Below are 16,652 nucleotides of genomic sequence, written 5' to 3'. Positions count from 1 at the left end.
AGGTTGCCGTGGACTCGCAGGAGTTCGCGGAGTTGGCGTTGGGTGTGGACGAGGAGCTGTTCGCCGGCGTGCCGGGCGAGTCGGCGGACGAGTACACGGCCCGGGTGGACGTGGCGGTGGCGGTGCTGGCGGACCTGCGCCGGGAGGACCCGGAGCTGGCCGCCTACGCCGAGCTCCTGATGGACGCGGCGCCGGTGCCGCTGCGCGTGGTCCGCCGGCCGGTGGCCAACCGCCCGTCGGTGGTGCTGGGGGTGGCGGCGTGAGCGCCGTCCGGCGGCGCGCTCACCGCCGCTCACTGGCGCTCACGAAGCGCGTGTTCGTGCTCGTCGCCCGTTCGTGGGGCGGGATGCGGGGTGCGCGGTGAACGCGCTGGTGACGCCGCAGCAGATCCGCTCCGCCGAACGGCTGTTGGGCTGGGGAACGTGGGCGATCACGTGCGGGGCGGTGCTGTACAGCATGCTCACCGTGACGCCGCTGATGGCCGCGCACAGCCCCAGGGGCTGGGAGTGGACGGCGCCGATCCTGCCCGTCGTGGTGGACGCGGCGGTGGTGATCGTGGTCCGGATGGACGGCGTGCTGGCCCGCCTTCGCGCCGGGGGCGGCCGGTGGCCGGTGGTGCTGCGCTGGATGACCGGCCTGGCGACCGTGCTGCTCAACGTGGGTATGTCCGCCCTGGACGGCGACAGGGTCGGGGTCGCGGTGCACGCGGTCGCGCCGCTGCTGCTGATCGTCACGGCGGAGACCTCCCTCGCCTACCGCAAGGCCATCGCCGCCGCTCTGGCCGCCCGTGAGGCCGCCGAGCGCGCCGAGCGGGCCGAGCGCCGGCAACGCGCCGAGGACCAGCGCAAGCGGGAGCGGGCAGAGCGGCTCGCGGAGTTCGAGGCCGCCGAGACGCGTCGCCGCGAGGCCGAGGAGCGCGAGGACCGGCGCCTGCGTGAGCAGCGTGAGCACGAGGCCCGGATGGCCCGTGAGGAGCGCGATGCCCAGGCCCGCCGGGAGGCCGCCACCCGTGCCGAGCAGGAGCGCCGGGCGACTGCCGAGCGGGTGGAGCGGGAGCGCCGTGAGCGCGAGGCGCGGGAGCGTGAGCATTCCCGGCGGGAGCGTGAGCGCCGTGAGCGCGAGGCCGAGCAGCGGCGCCGCGAGGCTCTGCTGTCCGGGTCGTCCGCCGGCGAGAAGCTTCCGGAGCTGGTTGCCCGGGAGGTGGTCGCCGCGGCGGTCGCCGAGGGCATGTCGCAGCGCCGTGCCGCCGAGATCACCGGTTGGTCGACCGGGTGGGTCGCCGCCCGCTACCAGGAGTTCCAGACTCCCGAAGAGGTGGCGGTATGACCGAGGACACCACCGCCGAGCAGATCAAGGCGGCGAGTGCGCTGCTGTCCCTGCTGCGTGCCCACCCCGGCTTGCCCGCCGGATACGTCCAGCTCAAGCGCATGGTGCCGCAGGCCGGCGGGTCGCCCCAGTGGGGCATCGCGGTCCGGGACCATGACGACCTGAGCCACTTCGAGCAGTGGCGGGACGCGCTCGGCCTCGACCCCGACCACGTCACCCTCAACACCAGCCAGCCGGAGACCAACTGGATTGAGGTCGCCGGGAGTTGGTCCGGCGTCCCGATCGAGGTCATCTGCTTCTTCGCCTTCATCGACCCGGACGGGCCGCAGTGAGCCGCCCCCGGTTCTGGGACCCGCACGGGGAGCGGTTCGGCATCCCGACCTACCCGCGCCGGATGGCTCCCGACGGGCTGATGACCCGCCGCCAGCTGCGCGCGTGCGGGCTGCGCCCGGGCGGGCAGGACGTCGCCGCTCAGGTGATGTGGCGCTCCCGCCTCTCCCCGCACCCCCGCTTCGCCTACCTCTACCGCACCCAACTCGCCAAGCCCGTCTGGCCGTTCACCGACGCCAGGCGCCGCGCGCTGGAGGCCGCGAACCGCGCCCGCCGCACCTGCCCGAGCTGCGGGCACGACGCCGGATACGTCCTGCCCGCGCACCTGGGCACCTGCCTGCCCTGCGCCGACGGCACCCCGCTCGCCGCCTGACCGCGAGCCACCATCCCCCAACTTCCCTGCTCCACAGACTTCTTGGAGTTCCTCATGCTGTCCGACCGTGCCGCCCGGTTCGCCGCCGCCTACGCCCTGCTGCGCGCCGCCGCCGACGTCGCCGACCACTGGATCCAGACCGACCACCAGGCCCGCACCAAGGGCCAGCACGACCACAACGAGGGCCAGTCCAGCAGGGCCGGCCGCACCGCCTGTGCGGCGCACGTCGCCGCCTACACCGCCACGCAGGCCGCCGTGCTGGTGGCCGGCTCCCGGCTGCTCGGGGTGCGCCTGCGCCCCGGGCCGGTCGCCGCCGGCCTGGCCCTGTCCGCGCTCACGCACTACGTCGCCGACCGGCGCGAGCCCCTGCGCCGCCTCGCCGACGCCACTGGCAAGGGCGCGTTCGTGCGCCTCGCCGACCACGGCATGAACGGTGCCTACGCCCTCGACCAGGCGTTCCACCACGCCTTCGAGACCGCCGCCGCCGTCATCGTCTCCGCCTGACCCGCCCAGGGAGAACCCCGTCATGACCGCCAAGCTCATCGCCGTCACAGACCCCGCCACCGGCCTGCCGATCGGCACCACCGCCGTGTTCCTGACCCTCGGCTCCGCCCTGGTCGCGCTGTTCCAGGCCAGCGAGCCCGCCCCGGCCGGCGGCTCCGGCTTCCGCTGGATCTGCCTGGGCTGCCTCGACCACAGCACCTACCCCGACCCCCGCCAGACCGCCCGGAACAACGCCAACACCCACGCCGCCGAGTGCCGCGCCATCCCGCTCCCGACGGCCGCCTGACCTGCCGGGAGCCGACGTGGAGTGCTTCTTCTGCCCCGCCGACGGGCCGGACGTGGAGGTCGTCGCCGACCCGTTCGCGGCGGACGTCAACAACGAGGAATGGCTGATCCCGCTGTGCGATGACTGCTACGGCAGCCGCGCCCGCGAGGTCTAGAACGAACCGCCAACTCACCTGCTGGAAAATCCTTTTGGAGGGTTCGACATGTCCGTCCCCGCTCTGCCCCTGACCGTCTCCCGCGCGCTGGTCATGGCGGGCCCGCACGTCGGCCGGACGGCCGACGGCGACCACGCCACGGTGGTCTCCCGCCCGCCGCGCCTGTCCGCGCACGCGGCCCGCAACGAGGTGCGCGGGGCCCGCCGCCGGGGCTGCACCGTGCACGTCCACCGCACCACCGACCGGACGGGCGCCGACACGCTCGTCGCCCTGGTCCGCCACCCCGAGGGCACCTACGACGGCGTCACCTACCTGGTCGACGTCTACGAGATCCCCGTGAACGACCTGCTCGACCTCTGACCTGCCATCACACCCCGGGACGGCCGCACAGCTTGCCGGCACGACGGCCGCCCCGGGGCCCCTTTCCGCACCACATCGCAGTGAGGAAGGAAGCTCCAGTGAACCACCACGAGATGCCCGACCCGGGCAGCGACGACGAACTGTTCCTGCTGCTCGAAGCGTCCATGGCTGCCGACGCCGAAGCCGCCGCCCGCGGCGAGGTGCTGGACCTCGACAAGGCCCGCGCCGAACGCCGCCCCACCACGAACACGGCCGTGCTCGCCGACGACAGCGGCGACCCGGACGACATCGACACGCAGTCCGTCTACGTCGACCAGCCCCCCGCCGTCCCGCTGCCCGTTCCGGAGGGCGCCCGCCGCCCGATCCTCCCGGCCTGGGCGCTGTCGAAGTCCGAGCTGGCGAAGCAGGCCCGCTGGGCTGCCGGGTACGCCGGCCACTCCCTGGCCTACCACGCCGTGCGCACCCCCCTCTACGCCGCGAAGCTGGCCGCGCGTGCTCCGCGCGGGGCGGGTCGGACGCTGTCGTTCCTGGGCCGGTGGGCCTCGGACGCGGAGGGCCAGCCGCTCCGGGCGGCCGCCGCCCGCCGCGAGGACGCCGAGCTGTACCTGAAGCTGACCCGCCAGCGCGACGCCCGCGTGCGCCTGCGCGGCGCCATCACCCTGCTCGGCTCGGTGTTCGGCCTCGCCGCCGTGATCGTGCTGCTCGTCATGACCAACGCGGAGACCCTGCTCGCCCTCGCAGCCGGGGTGGTGCTGGCCCTGGGTGCGGCCGGGGCGCCGGCCGATGAGCCGCTGATCGGCCGGGCCGTGGTGAAGGCCAAGGCCCCCAAGCTCACCTCCGACATGGTCGTCGCCGCCCTGGAGTCGCTGGGCATCGCCGCGATCACCTCCGCCAAGGCGAAGAACAGCGGGATCACCTTCCCCGCCCCGATCACCCGCGACGGCCCCGGCTGGCGCGCCGACGTGGAACTGCCGCCCGGGGTGGAGGTCACCGACGTCATGGAACGCCGGGGCCGCCTCGCCTCCGGCCTGCGCCGCCCCATCGGCACCGTGTGGCCCGAGCAGGCCAAGGGCGAGCACCCCGGCCGCATGGTCCTGTGGGTCGGCGACCAGGACATGGCCAAGGCCAAGCAGCCCGCCTGGCCGCTGGCCAAGGCCGGGACCGTCGACCTGTTCGACCCGGTCGCGTTCTCCACCGACCAGCGCGGCAACTGGGTCACGGTCACCCTGATGTTCATCGCCGGGATCATCGGCGCCGTCCCCCGCATGGGCAAGACGTTCCTCCTGCGCCTGCTGCTGCTCATCGCCGCCCTCGACCCCCGGGCCGAGCTGCACACCTACGACCTGAAGGGCACCGGCGACCTCGACCCCGTCGGCAACCAGGTCAGCCACCGGCACCGCGCCGGCGACGACGACGAGGACATCGAGTACGCCATCGCCGACATGCGCGAACTGCGCGAGGAACTGCGCCGCCGCACGAAGGTGATCCGCTCCCTGCCCCGCGACATCTGCCCCGAGTCGAAGGTGACCTCCCAGCTCGCCGACACCAAGTCGCTCAGGTTGCACCCGGTCGTCGTCGGGGTGGACGAGTGCCAGGTGTGGTTCGAACACCCCAAGTACGGGGCCGAGTTCGAGGAGATCTGCACCGACCTGGTCAAGCGCGGCCCCGCCACCGGGATCGTGCTGCTGCTGGCCACCCAGCGCCCCGACGCCAAGTCCCTCCCGACCGGCATCTCCGCGAACGCGATCCTGCGCCTGTGCCTGAAGGTCATGGGGCAGGTCGAGAACGACATGGTGCTGGGCACGTCCTCCTACAAGCGGGGCGTGCGGGCCACCACGTTCTCCCGCGAGGACCGGGGCATCGCCTACTTCGTCGGCGGCGAGGGCTCCGACGCGCAGATCGTCCGCTCCGTGTTCGTGGACGCCCCGGCCGCCGAAGCCATCGCCGCCCGAGGCCGGCGGGCCCGCGAGGAGGCGGGCCTGCTGACCGGCTTCGCCGCCGGCAACGCCGACGCCACCCCGGCCGCCGCCGTCTCCCACGACCTGCTCGCCGACGTGCTGGCGGTGATGGGCCCGGACGAGCCGAAGCTCTGGTCCGAGACGATCGTGGCCCGCCTCGCCGAACTCCGCCCCGACGTCTACGGCACCTGGGCCGCGCTGGAGGGCCGCGCCAAGGCCGACCAGCTCGTGACGGCGCTGAAGCCCTACGGCATCACCACCGGGCAGGTGTGGGGCACCACCGAGGACGGCAAGGGCGCCAACCGGCGCGGCATCACCCGCGACGACATCACCCGAACCATCACGGAGCGCGACAAGAAGTACGGAGCCTGACAACACCGAACCGGTGCTAGGTCTAGCGGTGGCCCCCGCTAGACCTAGCACCCCCGCTAGCGGCCCCTGCCCGCTCCGGCCAGCGGACTAGCCCCTAGCGCGCCACCTGCGAAAACCCCGAAAAGCGCCCCGGAGGCCCCCTTGACCCCCCTCATACTCCCCGCGATAGCCATCGCCCTGCTCGTCACCCTCGGTTACACCATGGTCTGCGCGGCCAGCCCGTTCGGCAACTGCCGCAAGTGCGCCGGACTCGGCTTCGCCCTCAAGACCGACCGCCGGGGCAACCCGAAGCGCGGGAAAACCTGCCGCCGCTGCAAGGGCGCCGGCAAGCGCATCCGCCTCGGCCGCCACGCCTACAACCTGGCCCACCGCACCTGGCGCGCCGGCACCCGCTGACCCTCCCCGCACCTCCCGCTCCGGCCCCCGGGCCGTCGAACGAAGGACCCTGTCATGGCCCTGACCGTCTCGCTCGCCGTGCTGTTCGGCATCGCCCTCGCCTTCCTCCTGAAGGCCAAGTCCGTCGGCGTCGGCGCCGCGCTGATCGCCGTACTGTTCGGCTTCCTGCTCGCCTCCACCGGCGCGGCCGGGCCGATCAACACCCTCATCTCCGCGATCGTCGACGCGATCGCCAAGGTCCGCACGTGAACGCCCACGCCGCCACCTCCCCGGGTGCGATCCGGCCGCTGGCCGCCGCCCACCTGCGCGACGCCCTCACCGCCGCCGCCGACCACCGGCCCGCCGCCTCGCTGGCCGCGCTGATGAACATCGACCCGCACTCGTGGGCCGCGATCCAGCACCGCACCGCCGAACTCGGCACCACCGTCCTCGACCTGCTCGCCTACGCCGCCCGGAACGGAGCCGCCTCGTGAGCACCGCCACCGACCTCATCACCGCCGCCGTCCTCTTCGGCCCCGGCACCCTCGCCGGCGCCGCCTACGCCCTCAGCATCCGGGGCGCCGCCGCCGAGACGGCGGGGGTGCGCGCCGTCCTCGCCCTCTCCGCCCACGAGCGCGCCCAGGCCGAGCAGGACGGCACCGCCACCCCGCCCGGCGGCGGCCAGCCCCTCCCCGAGCCCACCCCCGTGGTCCGCCTCGCCCCGGTCATCAACCTCGCGGCCCGGCGAGCCGCGTGAAGGCCCCGTTCCCCGCCCGCCCGGCGGTCGCCCGAGCAGCCTGACCGGCCGGCCTGTGCCCACCCCTGCTCCACCCAACTTTCTTTTATTTGAGGGAGGTTGGGTGGTGTGGGGGCCGGACAGTCCGGCCCTTGCTCCCGAAGGGACAGCTCGTGGAGACCGTGTTCACCAGTCTCGTCGCCGTTGCCGGCACCCTCGCCGGCAGCCTCGGCGCCATCCACCTCCAGCAGCGCGCCGCCCGACGCGCCACCCACCGCCAAGACCTCCGCAACACCGGCGGGGCCTTCCTCGCCGCCCTGACCGCCTACCGGGCCGCCGTCTACGCCCTGTGGACCGCCAACACCACCACCGGCAACCCGCCCGCCGAGCAGACCGCCACCGTCCGCGCTGCCCGGGCCGCCCTCACCGCCGACACCGCCGTCCGCACCACCGCGCACGCCGCCGTCGCCGCCACGTTCGCCCTCGGCGACGACCAGGCACAGGAACAGATCACCACCGGCCGCCAAGCAGCACTCGACACCCACCACAACGCCCTGAACGCCCTCGCCACCGCCATCGACCACGCCTGACGAAAGGCCCCCGACCGTGAACGACGACGACCTCTACGACCACCACGACGACAACGACTACCCCACCTGGGCCGAGGAGAAGGAACGCGAGATCGCCCTCGAACTCGCACACGAAGGCACCGAACACGACCACGACGCCTACGACGGCTGACCCCGGCCCCTGCCCAGCCCGCGCCGCGCGTACGGCTGCTGCCCGATCCGCCCACCCTTCGCCTGGGTGGGCGGTGAGGGGAGCCGGACCGTCCGGCCGCCAACCCCGAGGAGCCCACCTTGACCCCCGAGAACGCCCCGGTCGAATACGTCGACGACCTCACCCACCAGGACGCCAGGGAGATCATGGCGTTCATCGGCGCCCGCACCACCGACGGCAGCCCGACCGCCACGGCCCTGCACGTCGCCGTCCTCCACCTCCACCTCGGTGTCACCGACGAGATCCCCCGTCTGGGCAACCCCTTCACCACCGAATACCGGTCGATCCCCGCCCGCATCCGCATGCGCACCGCTTGGAACGGCCTGGTCGCCGCCGCCGGCCCGTGGGCCGACCACCCCGACTACGCCGCCGCCCGCTGGCGCCACATCGACAACTGCGACCAGCGCCCCACCGACTGACCCCGCCCGTGGCCGGTCTCGACTGGCGCGACGCCCGGCACTACGACCGCACCCGCACGCTCCCCTGCCGCTGGTGCGGCCACCCCACCCCCCTGCGCGACGACCAACGCAGGCCCGCGCACAAGGTCTGCGCCGAGAACGCGGCGGACAACGACAACGGCGGCGACCCCCATCCGCCAAGACACGGGGCCGCCGCCAACCCAGCTACAGAACTGGAGACACCAGCATGACCCAACCCACCCCGGTTCGGGGAGAGCACCTGCAGGCGGCTCTCTCCCTGGCCGCCGCCGGTGTGCCCGTGTTGCCGCTGCGGGCCGGGAAGGTGCCGTTCGGCAACTGCCCCGGCTGCACCGGCAACCGGTGCGGCGGCCGACCGAACATGAAAACCCCCGGCCCCTGCACCTGCCCGGCCCCGTGCCACGGCTGGGCCGCCGCCACCACCGACCCGCACGTCCTCAACTTCCCCGAATGGGCCGGAGCGTGGCAGCGCGCCGCCGCCGTCGCCTACCACCCCGGCGGCGCGGGCGTGACCGTCGTGGACCTCGACAACCCGGGCGCCATCGCGTGGGCCCGCAAGCACCTGACCGCCACCCGGACCGTCGCCACCACCCGGGGCGAGCACTGGATCTACCGGGGCGTCATGCCCTCCGCCAACGCCGTCCGCCCCGGCGTGGACGTCAAGTCGTCCATGTCCTACGCCCGTTGGCTCGGCCCCGGCACCGGCACCACCGCGCCCCTGCCGGACGCCGTCCGGGGCTTGCTGGTGCGGGAGGCGGCCCCGGCCCGGCCGGCGGCCGTCACGGTGCCCGTGCGGGCCACCTCGGGCGGGGTGTGCCCGCACCGCAGCCCGAAGTACCTGGAGCGCGGCATCGCCATGGCCGAACAGCGCATCACCGCCGCCACCGCCGGAATCCACGCCACCGTGTTCGCCGCGTTCCTGGCGGTGCTGTCCACCCACGGCCGCTGCGGCTGCCTCACCGACGCGCACGCCACCCGGCTGTTCGCCGCCGCCGGCGCCAAGGGCGAGAGCCCGAGGCACTGCGCGGACGCGTGGGCGAACGCCGTCCACAGGCTGGGGATTGTGCTGTGAGCGAGGACGAGAAGACCCCGGGGCGGGAGGTCATCGCCGACTACGCCCACGAGAACTTCCGGTACTTCCGCACCGCCGACGGCGCCGTGTACGCCCAGCGCAACGGCCACCCCGTCGCCCGGCCCATCCGCTCCCAGGGCACCACCGGCAGCCACCGCCAGGAACTCATGGTCGGCCTGTACCGCGACGGCAAAGGCGTCTTCAACGGCACCGCCCTCAAGGAAGCCCTCGACCTGATCGAGGCCCTCGCCCTCTCGGAGGACGTCCAGCCCGTGCACATCCGGGTTGCCCCCGGGTTCGACGGCGCGACCTGGCTCGACCTCGGCCGCGCCGACGGGAAGTCCATCCGCATCCACCCCAACGGCTGGGACGTTCTCACCCCGGACCCGCGCGAGGTGTGCTGGCGCCGCACCCAGCTCACCGGCGAACTCCCCCTCCCCGCCAAGGACACGAACGGCAAGGGCATTGACCTGTTGCTGAGGCTGTGCAACTTCGCCGACGCCGCCACCGAGTGCCTCGCCATCGCCTGGCTCATCGGCTGCCTCGGCCCCTCCGTCCCCGTCCCCGCGCCGTTCCTCACCGGCCCGCAGGGCGCCGGCAAGTCCACCGGCGGCCGGATGCTCGTACGGATCGTGGAGGGCATGACCGGCGACCTGCGCCGCGCGCCGAAGGACGAGGAGAACCTGATCGCCGCCGTCGCAGCCGGCTGGGTCACCGCCCTCGACAACCTGAGCCACATGAGCCCGGACCTGTCCGACGCCATGTGCTGCATCGTCACCGGCGCCGAGTCCGTCAAGCGCGCCCTGTTCACCGACGGCGACGTCGTGCGCTCCAGCTACCGCCGCCCCCTGCTGCTGACCGGCATCGACGTCGGCGTCATCCGCCCCGACCTGGCGGAACGCCTGCTGCCGCTCAGATTGGAGCGGCCAGCCGTCCGCCGCACCGAGGCCGAGCTGTGGACGGAGTACGAGCAGGTGCTCCCCGTCGTCCTCGGCTCCCTGCTCGACCTCACCGTCCAAGTCCGCGCGGCCGAGGCCGAGACGCCGACCGACCTGCGGATGGCGGACTTCGCGCACCTGTGCGCGCAGCTCGACGCCGCCACCGGCCTCGGCGCCCTGCCCGCCTACCGGGCCAGCCTCGACGACCTCAACGACGACGTCATCGAGGGCGACCTCCTCGCGCAGACCGTCCTCAAGCACGCAGAGACCATCGAACCCGGCCAGCCGCAGCAGATGACGTCCACGGAGTGGCTGGCGTCCCTCAGCCGCCTCTACGCGGGCGAGGAACTGCGCGCCCTGCCCAAGGGCTGGCCCACCACCGGAAAGGTCCTCTCCGACCGCCTCAAGCGCCTTCAACCCACCCTCGCCGCACGCGGGGTGCTCATCGACAGTGGCCGCACCAAGACGAGCCGCTACCTGGAGATGAGCCGCCCCACACCCACGGCCCCGCCCGAACAGCCCCAACTGCCCTGACCGCACCCCCTGAACTGCAAGAAGAGCACGGGCTTCGCTTCACCGCCCAGGTGCTCCTCTTGCAGTTGGCGGCAACGCCGCCCCGAAGGTCGTGCCGCGCAGCGGCTCCTCCTCTCGCCCTGAGGGACAGCCGAACCACAAGAACCACCCCACCTTTTTCCTAAGTAGGGGAACGCTGCGTCACCCGCGTCACCCGGCCCGAAAAACAGGCCCTGAACTGGACGGAAAGCGGTGACGCAGACGCCGGACGCTGCGTCATCCCGCGTCACCCGCGTCACCCGGCTGCGTCACCTCGGTGACGCAGCCGATGACACAGCGGTGACGCAGAGCCCAGACGCTGCGTCACTCAAAACCGCAGGTCAGAACACCTGAATGACGCAGGTGACGCGGTGACGCAGAAATCCGCACTTCGGACAACACCCCGACCATCAACGCCACCCAGCTCTACCACCCACCACCTCAACCGCAAATCACCAGCTCGGAACCGGTCAGCACAGGTCGTGTCGGTTCTGGCAGTTCAATCCGCTCTCCGACTCACCTGCGCTCAAGCAGTAGTTCGGAGGCCCCGATGTCCGCTCGACCCCGTTCGACCCGCCGCACCATTCAGCCGCCGGTTGTCGAGGAGTACCTGACGCTGGCGGAGGTTCTGGCGGAGACTCGTCTCTCCCGCTCCGCGTTCTACCGCATGCGCGCGAAGGGAGAGGCGCCGCTCCTGGTCCCGCTCCCGAACGGCCACCTTCGCTGCAGTAGGCGTGACTTGGACGCCTGGTGGACCTCCCAGCGCTCCCACGCCGCCTGATCCACAACCGCCCTGGCGCTCCCCGGGTTGACCGGGGAGCGCCCCGCACCCATGAGGTCTTCTTGCTGACGTACGAGTTCGTCCCCTACAAGGTCCGCCATCGTCCCGGCCGGCCAAAGCCGTTCCAAACCCGCTGGCGGGTGGGCGCGCAGCAGCACTCCGAGAGCTTCGTGCTCAAGGTCCAGGCGGATTCTCGGCGGGCGCAGTTGATGGCTGCCGCAGCACGGCGCGAGCAGTTCGATGAGGAGACCGGCCTCCCGATCTCCGAGTTGGAGGAGCTGCGGAAGAAGGAGGCGCCGCAGGAGGAGACGTGGTTCAACCACGCGGTGAAGCACGTCTCGATGAAGTGGCCCGACGACTCGGCCAAGGAGCGTGCGGCTCGGGCCGACGGTCTTGCGACGCTCACGCCCGCGCTGGTCACGGACCCGCGCGGTGGCCCGTCGGCCCGGGTGCTGCGGCGGGCGCTGAGCTGCTGGGCGTTCAACTTCTCGCCGCAGAAGGGAGATCCGCCGGCCGACATCGCCGCAGCGCTGGAGTGGATCGCCGAACGGTCCATTCCCATCTCGCAGTTGGACGAGTCGGACGTGATTCGGGAGGCGCTGTTGGCCATCACGCTGAAGCTGGACGGCACCCGGGCGGCGGACAACACGATCCGGCGGAAGTACTCGACGTTCAGCGGCGCCCTGCGCTACGCGGTGGAGCGGCGGTTCTTCCCCGCCAACCCGCTGACCTTCATCGACTGGTCGCCGCCGGAGACCGATTCCGAGATCGACTGGCGCTACGTCCCGGGCCCCCGCCAGGCACGGGAGCTGGTCGACGCAGCTGGGACGCTCGGTCGGCGCGGCCAGCACATGGCGACGCTGTACGGCGCCACCAACTGGATCGCCACCCGGCCCTCGGAGGCGGTGAACCTGCGGGAGGAGGACTGCCACCTGCCGGCCGAGGGGTGGGGGTCGGCCGTGCTGGCGAAGACCTCTCCGCGAGTCGGGTCACGGTGGACGGACGACGGCAAGACCTACGAGGAGCGGGGGTTGAAGCACCGGGCCCGGAACTCCACCCGGACGGTGCCGATCCCGCCGATCTACGTGCAACGGCTCCGCGCGCACGTCGAGGAGTTCGGGCTCGGCCTGGACGGGCGGCTGTTCCAGTCGGCGACCGGCGGGCTGGTGTCCACCAAGGAGTACTCGGACGTGTGGAAGGAGGCCCGACAGCTGGTCCTGCCGCCGGACCAGCTCGACACGCCTCTGGCCGAGACGCCGGGCAAGCTGCGGGCCACCTGCGTCTCGGGCTGGATCGCCTCCGGGGTGGACCCGACCGAAGTGGCCTACCGCGCCGGCCACAGCGTGGCGGTGCTGTTCCACTTCTACGCCAAGGTGCTCAACGGTCGCCGCGAGCAGGCGAACGAGCTGATCCAGCGGTTCCTCGACACGGAGTACGGCGGGCAGTGAGCGCTGTGGACCTGGTCCACGGCTGGTCCACACGTGCTGGTCAGGGCTGGGATTCCGTGGGACACCCTGGGACAGGAACGACTCAGGGCGGGTACCGGCTCGATGCCGGTACCCGCCCTGAGCTGGTGGTTCATCCACCCTGGCGGAGGGTGTGGGATTTGAACCCACGGTGACCAGAGGCCACGACAGTTTTCAAGACTGTTCCCTTAGGCCGCTCGGGCAACCCTCCTCGGTGGGGGTCAGCCTAACGGGTCGGGGCGGGTTCGGTGCACACCGTTTCGGGTGGGGGACTGTCAGTTGTCGCCCTTGCGTTCGCCGAGGGTGACGGTGGTCTTGGCGGGCTTGCCGTCGCGGGTGTACTCGACCTCGACCTTCTCGCCGGGCTTGTGGGTCCAGATCTCGCTGACCAGGGTCGGGCCGCTGTCGATGGCGATGCCGCCGAGCTTGGTGATGACGTCGCCGGCCTTGAGGCCGGCCTGGTCGGCGGGGCCGCCCGGGGTGACGGCCGGGGTGTCGCGGACGGCGGCGGTGGCGATCTGGGCGCCGTCGCCGCGGTAGTCGTCGTTGCGCAGGACGCCGAGGATCGCGTAGACCGGCATGCCGTCCTTGATCAGGGTCTGGGCGACCCACTTGGCCTGGTTGATCGGGATGGCGAAGCCGAGGCCGATCGAGCCGGCCCGGCCGTTGCCGCTGGTGTTGGACTGGATCGCCGAGTTGATGCCGATCACCGAGCCGGAGGCGTCCAGCAGCGGCCCGCCGGAGTTGCCCGGGTTGATCGAGGCGTCGGTCTGCAGGGCGTTCATGTAGGAGGCCTGCGCGCCGGTCTCGTCACCGGAGGCGACCGGGCGGTCCTTGGCCGAGATGATGCCGGTGGTGACGGTGCCTTCGAGGCCGTACGGGGCACCGATGGCGATGGTGGCGTCGCCGATGGCGACCTTGTCGGAGTCGCCGAGCGGGAGCGGGTTGAGCTTCCCCGTCGGGGGCTTGTCGAGCTTGATCACCGCGACGTCGTAGCCCTCGGCCCGGCCGACCACCGAGGCGTCGTACGAGGAGCCGTCGGAGAACTTGACGGTGAGCTTGCCGCCCTTGGCGGCCGGTGCGACCACGTGGTTGTTGGTCAGGATGTGGCCCTCGGTGTCGAAGACGAACCCGGTGCCGGTGCCGGACTCGCTGGAGCCCTGGGCCTTGATGGTGACGGTCGACGGCAGCGCCTTGGCCGCGATCCCGGCGACGGACTCCGGGGCCCGGTCCAGGTTCTGGTGGGTGTTGCCGACCGTGACGGTGGTGCTGTTGTGGCTGGTCCCGGCACTGGAGGTGTCGTTGCGGTCCGCCACGGACGCGCCGATCGCCCCGCCGATCAGGCCCGCGACCAGCGCGACGGCCGCGACCAGCCCGATCAGCTTGCCGCGCTTGCCCTTGTCCGGGCCGCCGGCCCCCGGCTGCGGGACGCCCCAGGGCGCGCCCGGCCCGCCCGCGCCGCCGACCGGTTCGAGGCCGGACGGGTTGCCCCAGCCGCCGACCGGGTGGCCGGCGCCGAACGGGTGGTGCGGCTGCTCGGGCCCGCCGTAGCCGCCGTGCGCGCCGGGCCCGGCCGGGCCGCCGTCCTGGGCGAACGGGACCGGAGCGGCCGGTACCGCCGGGGCGACGGCCGTCGGCGCGTCGTGGCCGGGGGCCGCAGCGGCGGCGGGCGCCGGAGCCGCGAACGGGTTGGCCGGGGCGGCGGGCGTGCCGTACGGGTTCTGGAACGGCGGCGGGGCGTCGTCCGGGACCGCGGCCGGCACCTTGCCGAGCTGGATGGTCTCGTCCGGACGCGGCGCAGCAGGAGCAGCGGGAGCTGCGGGAGCAGCTGCAGTGGCCGGTGCGGCGGGCACCGCCGGGGCCGGCGCGGGCGGGGAGACAGGGACGGCCGGGGACGCGGGGACGGCCGGCGGCGGCGCGTCGAGGTAGGCGGGAGCCGGCGCGGGCGTGGCGGAGCCGGCGGCCACCGCCTCGGTGCCGGTGGGCTCGGGGCCCTTCTCCGGCGGGGTGGTACCACTCGCGTGCTCGGTGCTCACGGACGACCTCCATCGCTGACAAGACCTTGGACTGCGGACCGCGGCGGCGCGCCCGGCGCGGTCGCAACCTCGGAGCACAGTTTTTCCTATGCCGGATTCGGACACCGTAAGCGGGCCCCTGAAGAAATCATGAGAAGCCTTAGGCCGCTCTGACATGCACACAAGTGGTCCCGCGATGCGGACGTCCGACCCCCCGGCCTTGGCGTTCCCCCGTCCGGGGGCTAGCCTTTCGCTCCTGTAAACCGAAGAACGTCGCGGGAGCTTGGACCAACCAGGCTGAGAGTGCGCCGGTTCGACCGTAGGCCATGGCGGTGACGCCACCGCGGTCGAGGGGGCGCTGACCGCCGGAACCTGTCCGGGTAATGCCGGCGTAGGGAGTATCGGCCATGACGGCTGTTCCGTCTGCCCCAATTTCCGATCATGGCGCCGAGGCGCGTGCCGAGGCCCCGCTGACCCTCGACACGGCCCCGCCGCGCACCCTGGACTTCCGGGCGCTGTTCGCGCTCTGGGCGAACCTCGGGGTGAGCCTGATCGGGTTCACCAGTGCCGCGACGGTGCTGGGCGAGCAGGGTCACGAGCTGGGGTTCACCGCCGCGGTCACGGCGATCGTGGCGGGCACCGCGATCGGCACCGCGATGCTGGCGGTGGCCGCCCTGGTGGGCGCCCGCACCGGTGCGCCGGCGATGGCGGTGCTGCGCGGCCTGTTCGGCACCCGGCTGTCGTACGTGCCGACGGTGCTGAACATCCTGCAGTGCGTCGGCTGGGGCGTGTACGAGCTGACGGTGATCGCCTGGGGTGCCCAGACGGTGACCGGCACCGAGGGTTGGCGCTGGCTGTTCGTGCTGCTGGCGGGCGTGCTGACCACGGTGCTGACGATCTGGCCGCTGGGCGCGATCGCGGTGCTGCGCAAGTACGTGGCGGTCGCGGTCGGCGTGGCGATGGTGTACTTCACCGTCCAGTTCGCCCGGCAGGGCTTCCCGGACCCGGGCGCGGGCAACTGGGACGGCTTCCTGGCCGCGACGGACGCGGTGATCGCGGTGTCGATCTCCTTCGTGCCGCTGGCCGCGGACTACACCCGGCACGCGCGCAGCTCGGCGAAGGCGTTCTGGGGGACGTTCTCCGGCTACACGGTGGCCCAGGTGTGGTGCTACGTGCTGGGCGTGGTGGCGCTGCTGCAGTCGGGCGGCGACGCGAACCGGATCTTCGAGTCGTTCACCGGGGTGGCCGCGGGCTGGGCGTTCCTGCTGGTGCTGGTGCTGCGCGAGTCGGACCAGTCGTTCGCCAACGTGTACTCGACCGCGATGTCGATCCACAACCTGTGGCCGCGGGCCGACCGGCGGGTGCTGACCGGCGGGATCGGCGTGCTGGTGACGGTGCTGGCGCTGCGGATCAAGGAGTTCACCGACTCGTACTACGGGTTCCTGGGCCTGATCGGGTCGGTGTTCGTGCCGCTGTTCGCGGTGCTGGCGGTGGACTACTTCCTCGGTGCGGGCCGGCGCGGCTGGGACCTGTCGCAGGACGCGCCCGCGCGCTGGGTGATGCTGCTGCCGTGGGCGGTCGGCTTCGCGGTGTACCAGTTCCTGGCGCCGTCGAAGATCGGCGACTGGTGGACCGGCCGCTGGTCGGACCTGCAGCAGGCCGTGCACTTCACCCCGCAGGCGTGGAGCTCGGCCTCGCTGTTCTCGTTCCTGGTCGCGGCACTGGTCACCCTCGCGGTGGCGGCGCTGGGCGGCGGCCGGAAGGTCTGACCCCGGGGCGAGCGGGCTCAAGGGCTCAAGGGCTCAAGGGCTCAGGAGCTCAGGAGCTCGGGAGCTCG

The 16,652-nt window shown here is 72.7% G+C and carries 22 protein-coding genes, 1 tRNA gene and 1 riboswitch; of the genes, 21 read left to right on the top strand and 2 right to left on the bottom strand.

All coding sequences use genetic code 11. The features are described from left to right. Positions 1-8 precede the first annotated feature (8 nt). The 20 genes from ACIOHG_RS13120 to ACIOHG_RS13025 all read left to right on the top strand — a co-directional run bounded on the left by ACIOHG_RS13120 (position 9) and on the right by ACIOHG_RS13025 (position 12,782). Positions 9-263 (top strand): hypothetical protein, encoded by a 255-nt coding sequence (locus tag ACIOHG_RS13120; RefSeq protein WP_400949091.1) that lies wholly within the window; start codon positions 9-11, stop codon positions 261-263. 109 nt (positions 264-372) lie between these two features. Then, positions 373-1,326: a DUF2637 domain-containing protein gene (locus ACIOHG_RS13115; protein ID WP_400949277.1), complete on the top strand. Its 954-nt coding sequence runs from the start codon at positions 373-375 to the stop codon at positions 1,324-1,326. After that, complete coding sequence (locus tag ACIOHG_RS13110) at positions 1,323-1,658, top strand: hypothetical protein (RefSeq protein ID WP_400949089.1); 336 nt, start codon at positions 1,323-1,325, stop codon at positions 1,656-1,658. Before ACIOHG_RS13115 ends, ACIOHG_RS13110 begins: the two co-directional genes overlap by 4 nt. Then, positions 1,655-2,029 carry an RRQRL motif-containing zinc-binding protein gene (locus ACIOHG_RS13105; protein WP_400949088.1) on the top strand — a complete coding sequence of 125 codons (375 nt, stop codon included), beginning with the start codon at positions 1,655-1,657 and terminating at the stop codon, positions 2,027-2,029. The genes ACIOHG_RS13110 and ACIOHG_RS13105 overlap by 4 nt, the downstream gene beginning before the upstream one ends. Before the next feature lie 54 nt (positions 2,030-2,083). After that, entirely contained in the window at positions 2,084-2,533 is a 450-nt protein-coding gene (locus tag ACIOHG_RS13100; protein ID WP_400949086.1) for a hypothetical protein, read from the top strand. Positions 2,534-2,555: 22 nt separating this feature from the next. Further along, the gene (locus ACIOHG_RS13095; RefSeq protein ID WP_400949085.1) at positions 2,556-2,819 is read left to right on the top strand and encodes a hypothetical protein; all 264 of its coding nucleotides are present in this window, start codon (positions 2,556-2,558) and stop codon (positions 2,817-2,819) included. Between the two features lie 16 nt (positions 2,820-2,835). Next, positions 2,836-2,973 (top strand): hypothetical protein, encoded by a 138-nt coding sequence (locus ACIOHG_RS13090; RefSeq protein WP_400949083.1) that lies wholly within the window; start codon positions 2,836-2,838, stop codon positions 2,971-2,973. A 48-nt stretch (positions 2,974-3,021) separates the two neighbouring features. Next, complete coding sequence (locus ACIOHG_RS13085) at positions 3,022-3,333, top strand: hypothetical protein (protein ID WP_400949081.1); 312 nt, start codon at positions 3,022-3,024, stop codon at positions 3,331-3,333. 113 nt (positions 3,334-3,446) lie between these two features. Beyond that, complete coding sequence (locus ACIOHG_RS13080) at positions 3,447-5,663, top strand: cell division protein FtsK (protein ID WP_400949275.1); 2,217 nt, start codon at positions 3,447-3,449, stop codon at positions 5,661-5,663. Between the two features lie 141 nt (positions 5,664-5,804). Continuing rightward, positions 5,805-6,059, top strand: coding sequence for a hypothetical protein (locus ACIOHG_RS13075; protein ID WP_400949079.1), 255 nt, complete (start codon positions 5,805-5,807; stop codon positions 6,057-6,059). 54 nt (positions 6,060-6,113) lie between these two features. Continuing rightward, positions 6,114-6,308 (top strand): hypothetical protein, encoded by a 195-nt coding sequence (locus ACIOHG_RS13070; protein ID WP_400949077.1) that lies wholly within the window; start codon positions 6,114-6,116, stop codon positions 6,306-6,308. Then, entirely contained in the window at positions 6,305-6,532 is a 228-nt protein-coding gene (locus ACIOHG_RS13065; RefSeq protein WP_400949075.1) for a hypothetical protein, read from the top strand. Before ACIOHG_RS13070 ends, ACIOHG_RS13065 begins: the two co-directional genes overlap by 4 nt. Then, a complete protein-coding gene (locus tag ACIOHG_RS13060; protein WP_400949072.1) occupies positions 6,529-6,795 on the top strand; it encodes a hypothetical protein in 267 nt (88 codons plus the stop codon). Before ACIOHG_RS13065 ends, ACIOHG_RS13060 begins: the two co-directional genes overlap by 4 nt. A 152-nt stretch (positions 6,796-6,947) precedes the next feature. Further along, on the top strand, positions 6,948-7,364 hold the full coding sequence (locus ACIOHG_RS13055; protein WP_400949070.1) for a hypothetical protein: 417 nt from the start codon (positions 6,948-6,950) through the stop codon (positions 7,362-7,364). Positions 7,365-7,380: 16 nt separating this feature from the next. Further along, positions 7,381-7,515 (top strand): hypothetical protein, encoded by a 135-nt coding sequence (locus ACIOHG_RS13050; RefSeq protein WP_400949067.1) that lies wholly within the window; start codon positions 7,381-7,383, stop codon positions 7,513-7,515. Between the two features lie 119 nt (positions 7,516-7,634). Then, the gene (locus ACIOHG_RS13045; RefSeq protein WP_400949065.1) at positions 7,635-7,973 is read left to right on the top strand and encodes a hypothetical protein; all 339 of its coding nucleotides are present in this window, start codon (positions 7,635-7,637) and stop codon (positions 7,971-7,973) included. Between the two features lie 226 nt (positions 7,974-8,199). Then, positions 8,200-9,063 (top strand): bifunctional DNA primase/polymerase, encoded by an 864-nt coding sequence (locus tag ACIOHG_RS13040; protein ID WP_400949062.1) that lies wholly within the window; start codon positions 8,200-8,202, stop codon positions 9,061-9,063. Next, complete coding sequence (locus ACIOHG_RS13035) at positions 9,060-10,535, top strand: ATP-binding protein (RefSeq protein WP_400949060.1); 1,476 nt, start codon at positions 9,060-9,062, stop codon at positions 10,533-10,535. The genes ACIOHG_RS13040 and ACIOHG_RS13035 overlap by 4 nt, the downstream gene beginning before the upstream one ends. Positions 10,536-11,103: 568 nt before the next feature. Beyond that, positions 11,104-11,334 (top strand): helix-turn-helix transcriptional regulator, encoded by a 231-nt coding sequence (locus tag ACIOHG_RS13030; RefSeq protein ID WP_400949057.1) that lies wholly within the window; start codon positions 11,104-11,106, stop codon positions 11,332-11,334. A gap of 62 nt (positions 11,335-11,396) precedes the next feature. Further along, the gene (locus tag ACIOHG_RS13025; RefSeq protein ID WP_400949055.1) at positions 11,397-12,782 is read left to right on the top strand and encodes a tyrosine-type recombinase/integrase; all 1,386 of its coding nucleotides are present in this window, start codon (positions 11,397-11,399) and stop codon (positions 12,780-12,782) included. A gap of 140 nt (positions 12,783-12,922) precedes the next feature. On the opposite strand, the gene ACIOHG_RS13020 is transcribed toward ACIOHG_RS13025, so the two are convergent. Then, positions 12,923-13,011, bottom strand: a tRNA-Ser gene (locus ACIOHG_RS13020). A 64-nt stretch (positions 13,012-13,075) separates the two neighbouring features. Further along, a complete protein-coding gene (locus tag ACIOHG_RS13015) occupies positions 13,076-14,836 on the bottom strand; it encodes a S1C family serine protease (protein WP_400949053.1) in 1,761 nt (586 codons plus the stop codon). A gap of 244 nt (positions 14,837-15,080) precedes the next feature. After that, a riboswitch (TPP riboswitch) is annotated at positions 15,081-15,232 on the top strand. On the opposite strand from ACIOHG_RS13015, the gene ACIOHG_RS13010 reads away from it, so the two are divergent. After that, positions 15,223-16,584 carry a purine-cytosine permease family protein gene (locus ACIOHG_RS13010; RefSeq protein WP_400949051.1) on the top strand — a complete coding sequence of 454 codons (1,362 nt, stop codon included), beginning with the start codon at positions 15,223-15,225 and terminating at the stop codon, positions 16,582-16,584. (Overlaps the previous riboswitch by 10 nt.) The last annotated feature ends 68 nt before the right edge of the window (positions 16,585-16,652 follow it).

It is taken from the genome of Kitasatospora sp. NPDC088134 (assembly GCF_044741705.1).
In the GTDB taxonomy this organism is placed as follows: domain Bacteria; phylum Actinomycetota; class Actinomycetes; order Streptomycetales; family Streptomycetaceae; genus Kitasatospora.
The sequence above is the reverse complement of the archived record's forward strand: the minus strand, read 5'-3'. Positions and strand labels throughout refer to the sequence as shown.

Coding starts and splice junctions, on each gene's coding strand:
- ACIOHG_RS13110 (WP_400949089.1), top strand. CDS start 1,323: ATGACCGAGGACACCACCGCCGAGCAGATCAAGGCGGCGAGTGCGCTG.
- ACIOHG_RS13100 (WP_400949086.1), top strand. CDS start 2,084: ATGCTGTCCGACCGTGCCGCCCGGTTCGCCGCCGCCTACGCCCTGCTG.
- ACIOHG_RS13095 (WP_400949085.1), top strand. CDS start 2,556: ATGACCGCCAAGCTCATCGCCGTCACAGACCCCGCCACCGGCCTGCCG.
- ACIOHG_RS13085 (WP_400949081.1), top strand. CDS start 3,022: ATGTCCGTCCCCGCTCTGCCCCTGACCGTCTCCCGCGCGCTGGTCATG.
- ACIOHG_RS13080 (WP_400949275.1), top strand. CDS start 3,447: ATGCCCGACCCGGGCAGCGACGACGAACTGTTCCTGCTGCTCGAAGCG.
- ACIOHG_RS13070 (WP_400949077.1), top strand. CDS start 6,114: ATGGCCCTGACCGTCTCGCTCGCCGTGCTGTTCGGCATCGCCCTCGCC.
- ACIOHG_RS13040 (WP_400949062.1), top strand. CDS start 8,200: ATGACCCAACCCACCCCGGTTCGGGGAGAGCACCTGCAGGCGGCTCTC.
- ACIOHG_RS13030 (WP_400949057.1), top strand. CDS start 11,104: ATGTCCGCTCGACCCCGTTCGACCCGCCGCACCATTCAGCCGCCGGTT.
- ACIOHG_RS13010 (WP_400949051.1), top strand. CDS start 15,223: ATGACGGCTGTTCCGTCTGCCCCAATTTCCGATCATGGCGCCGAGGCG.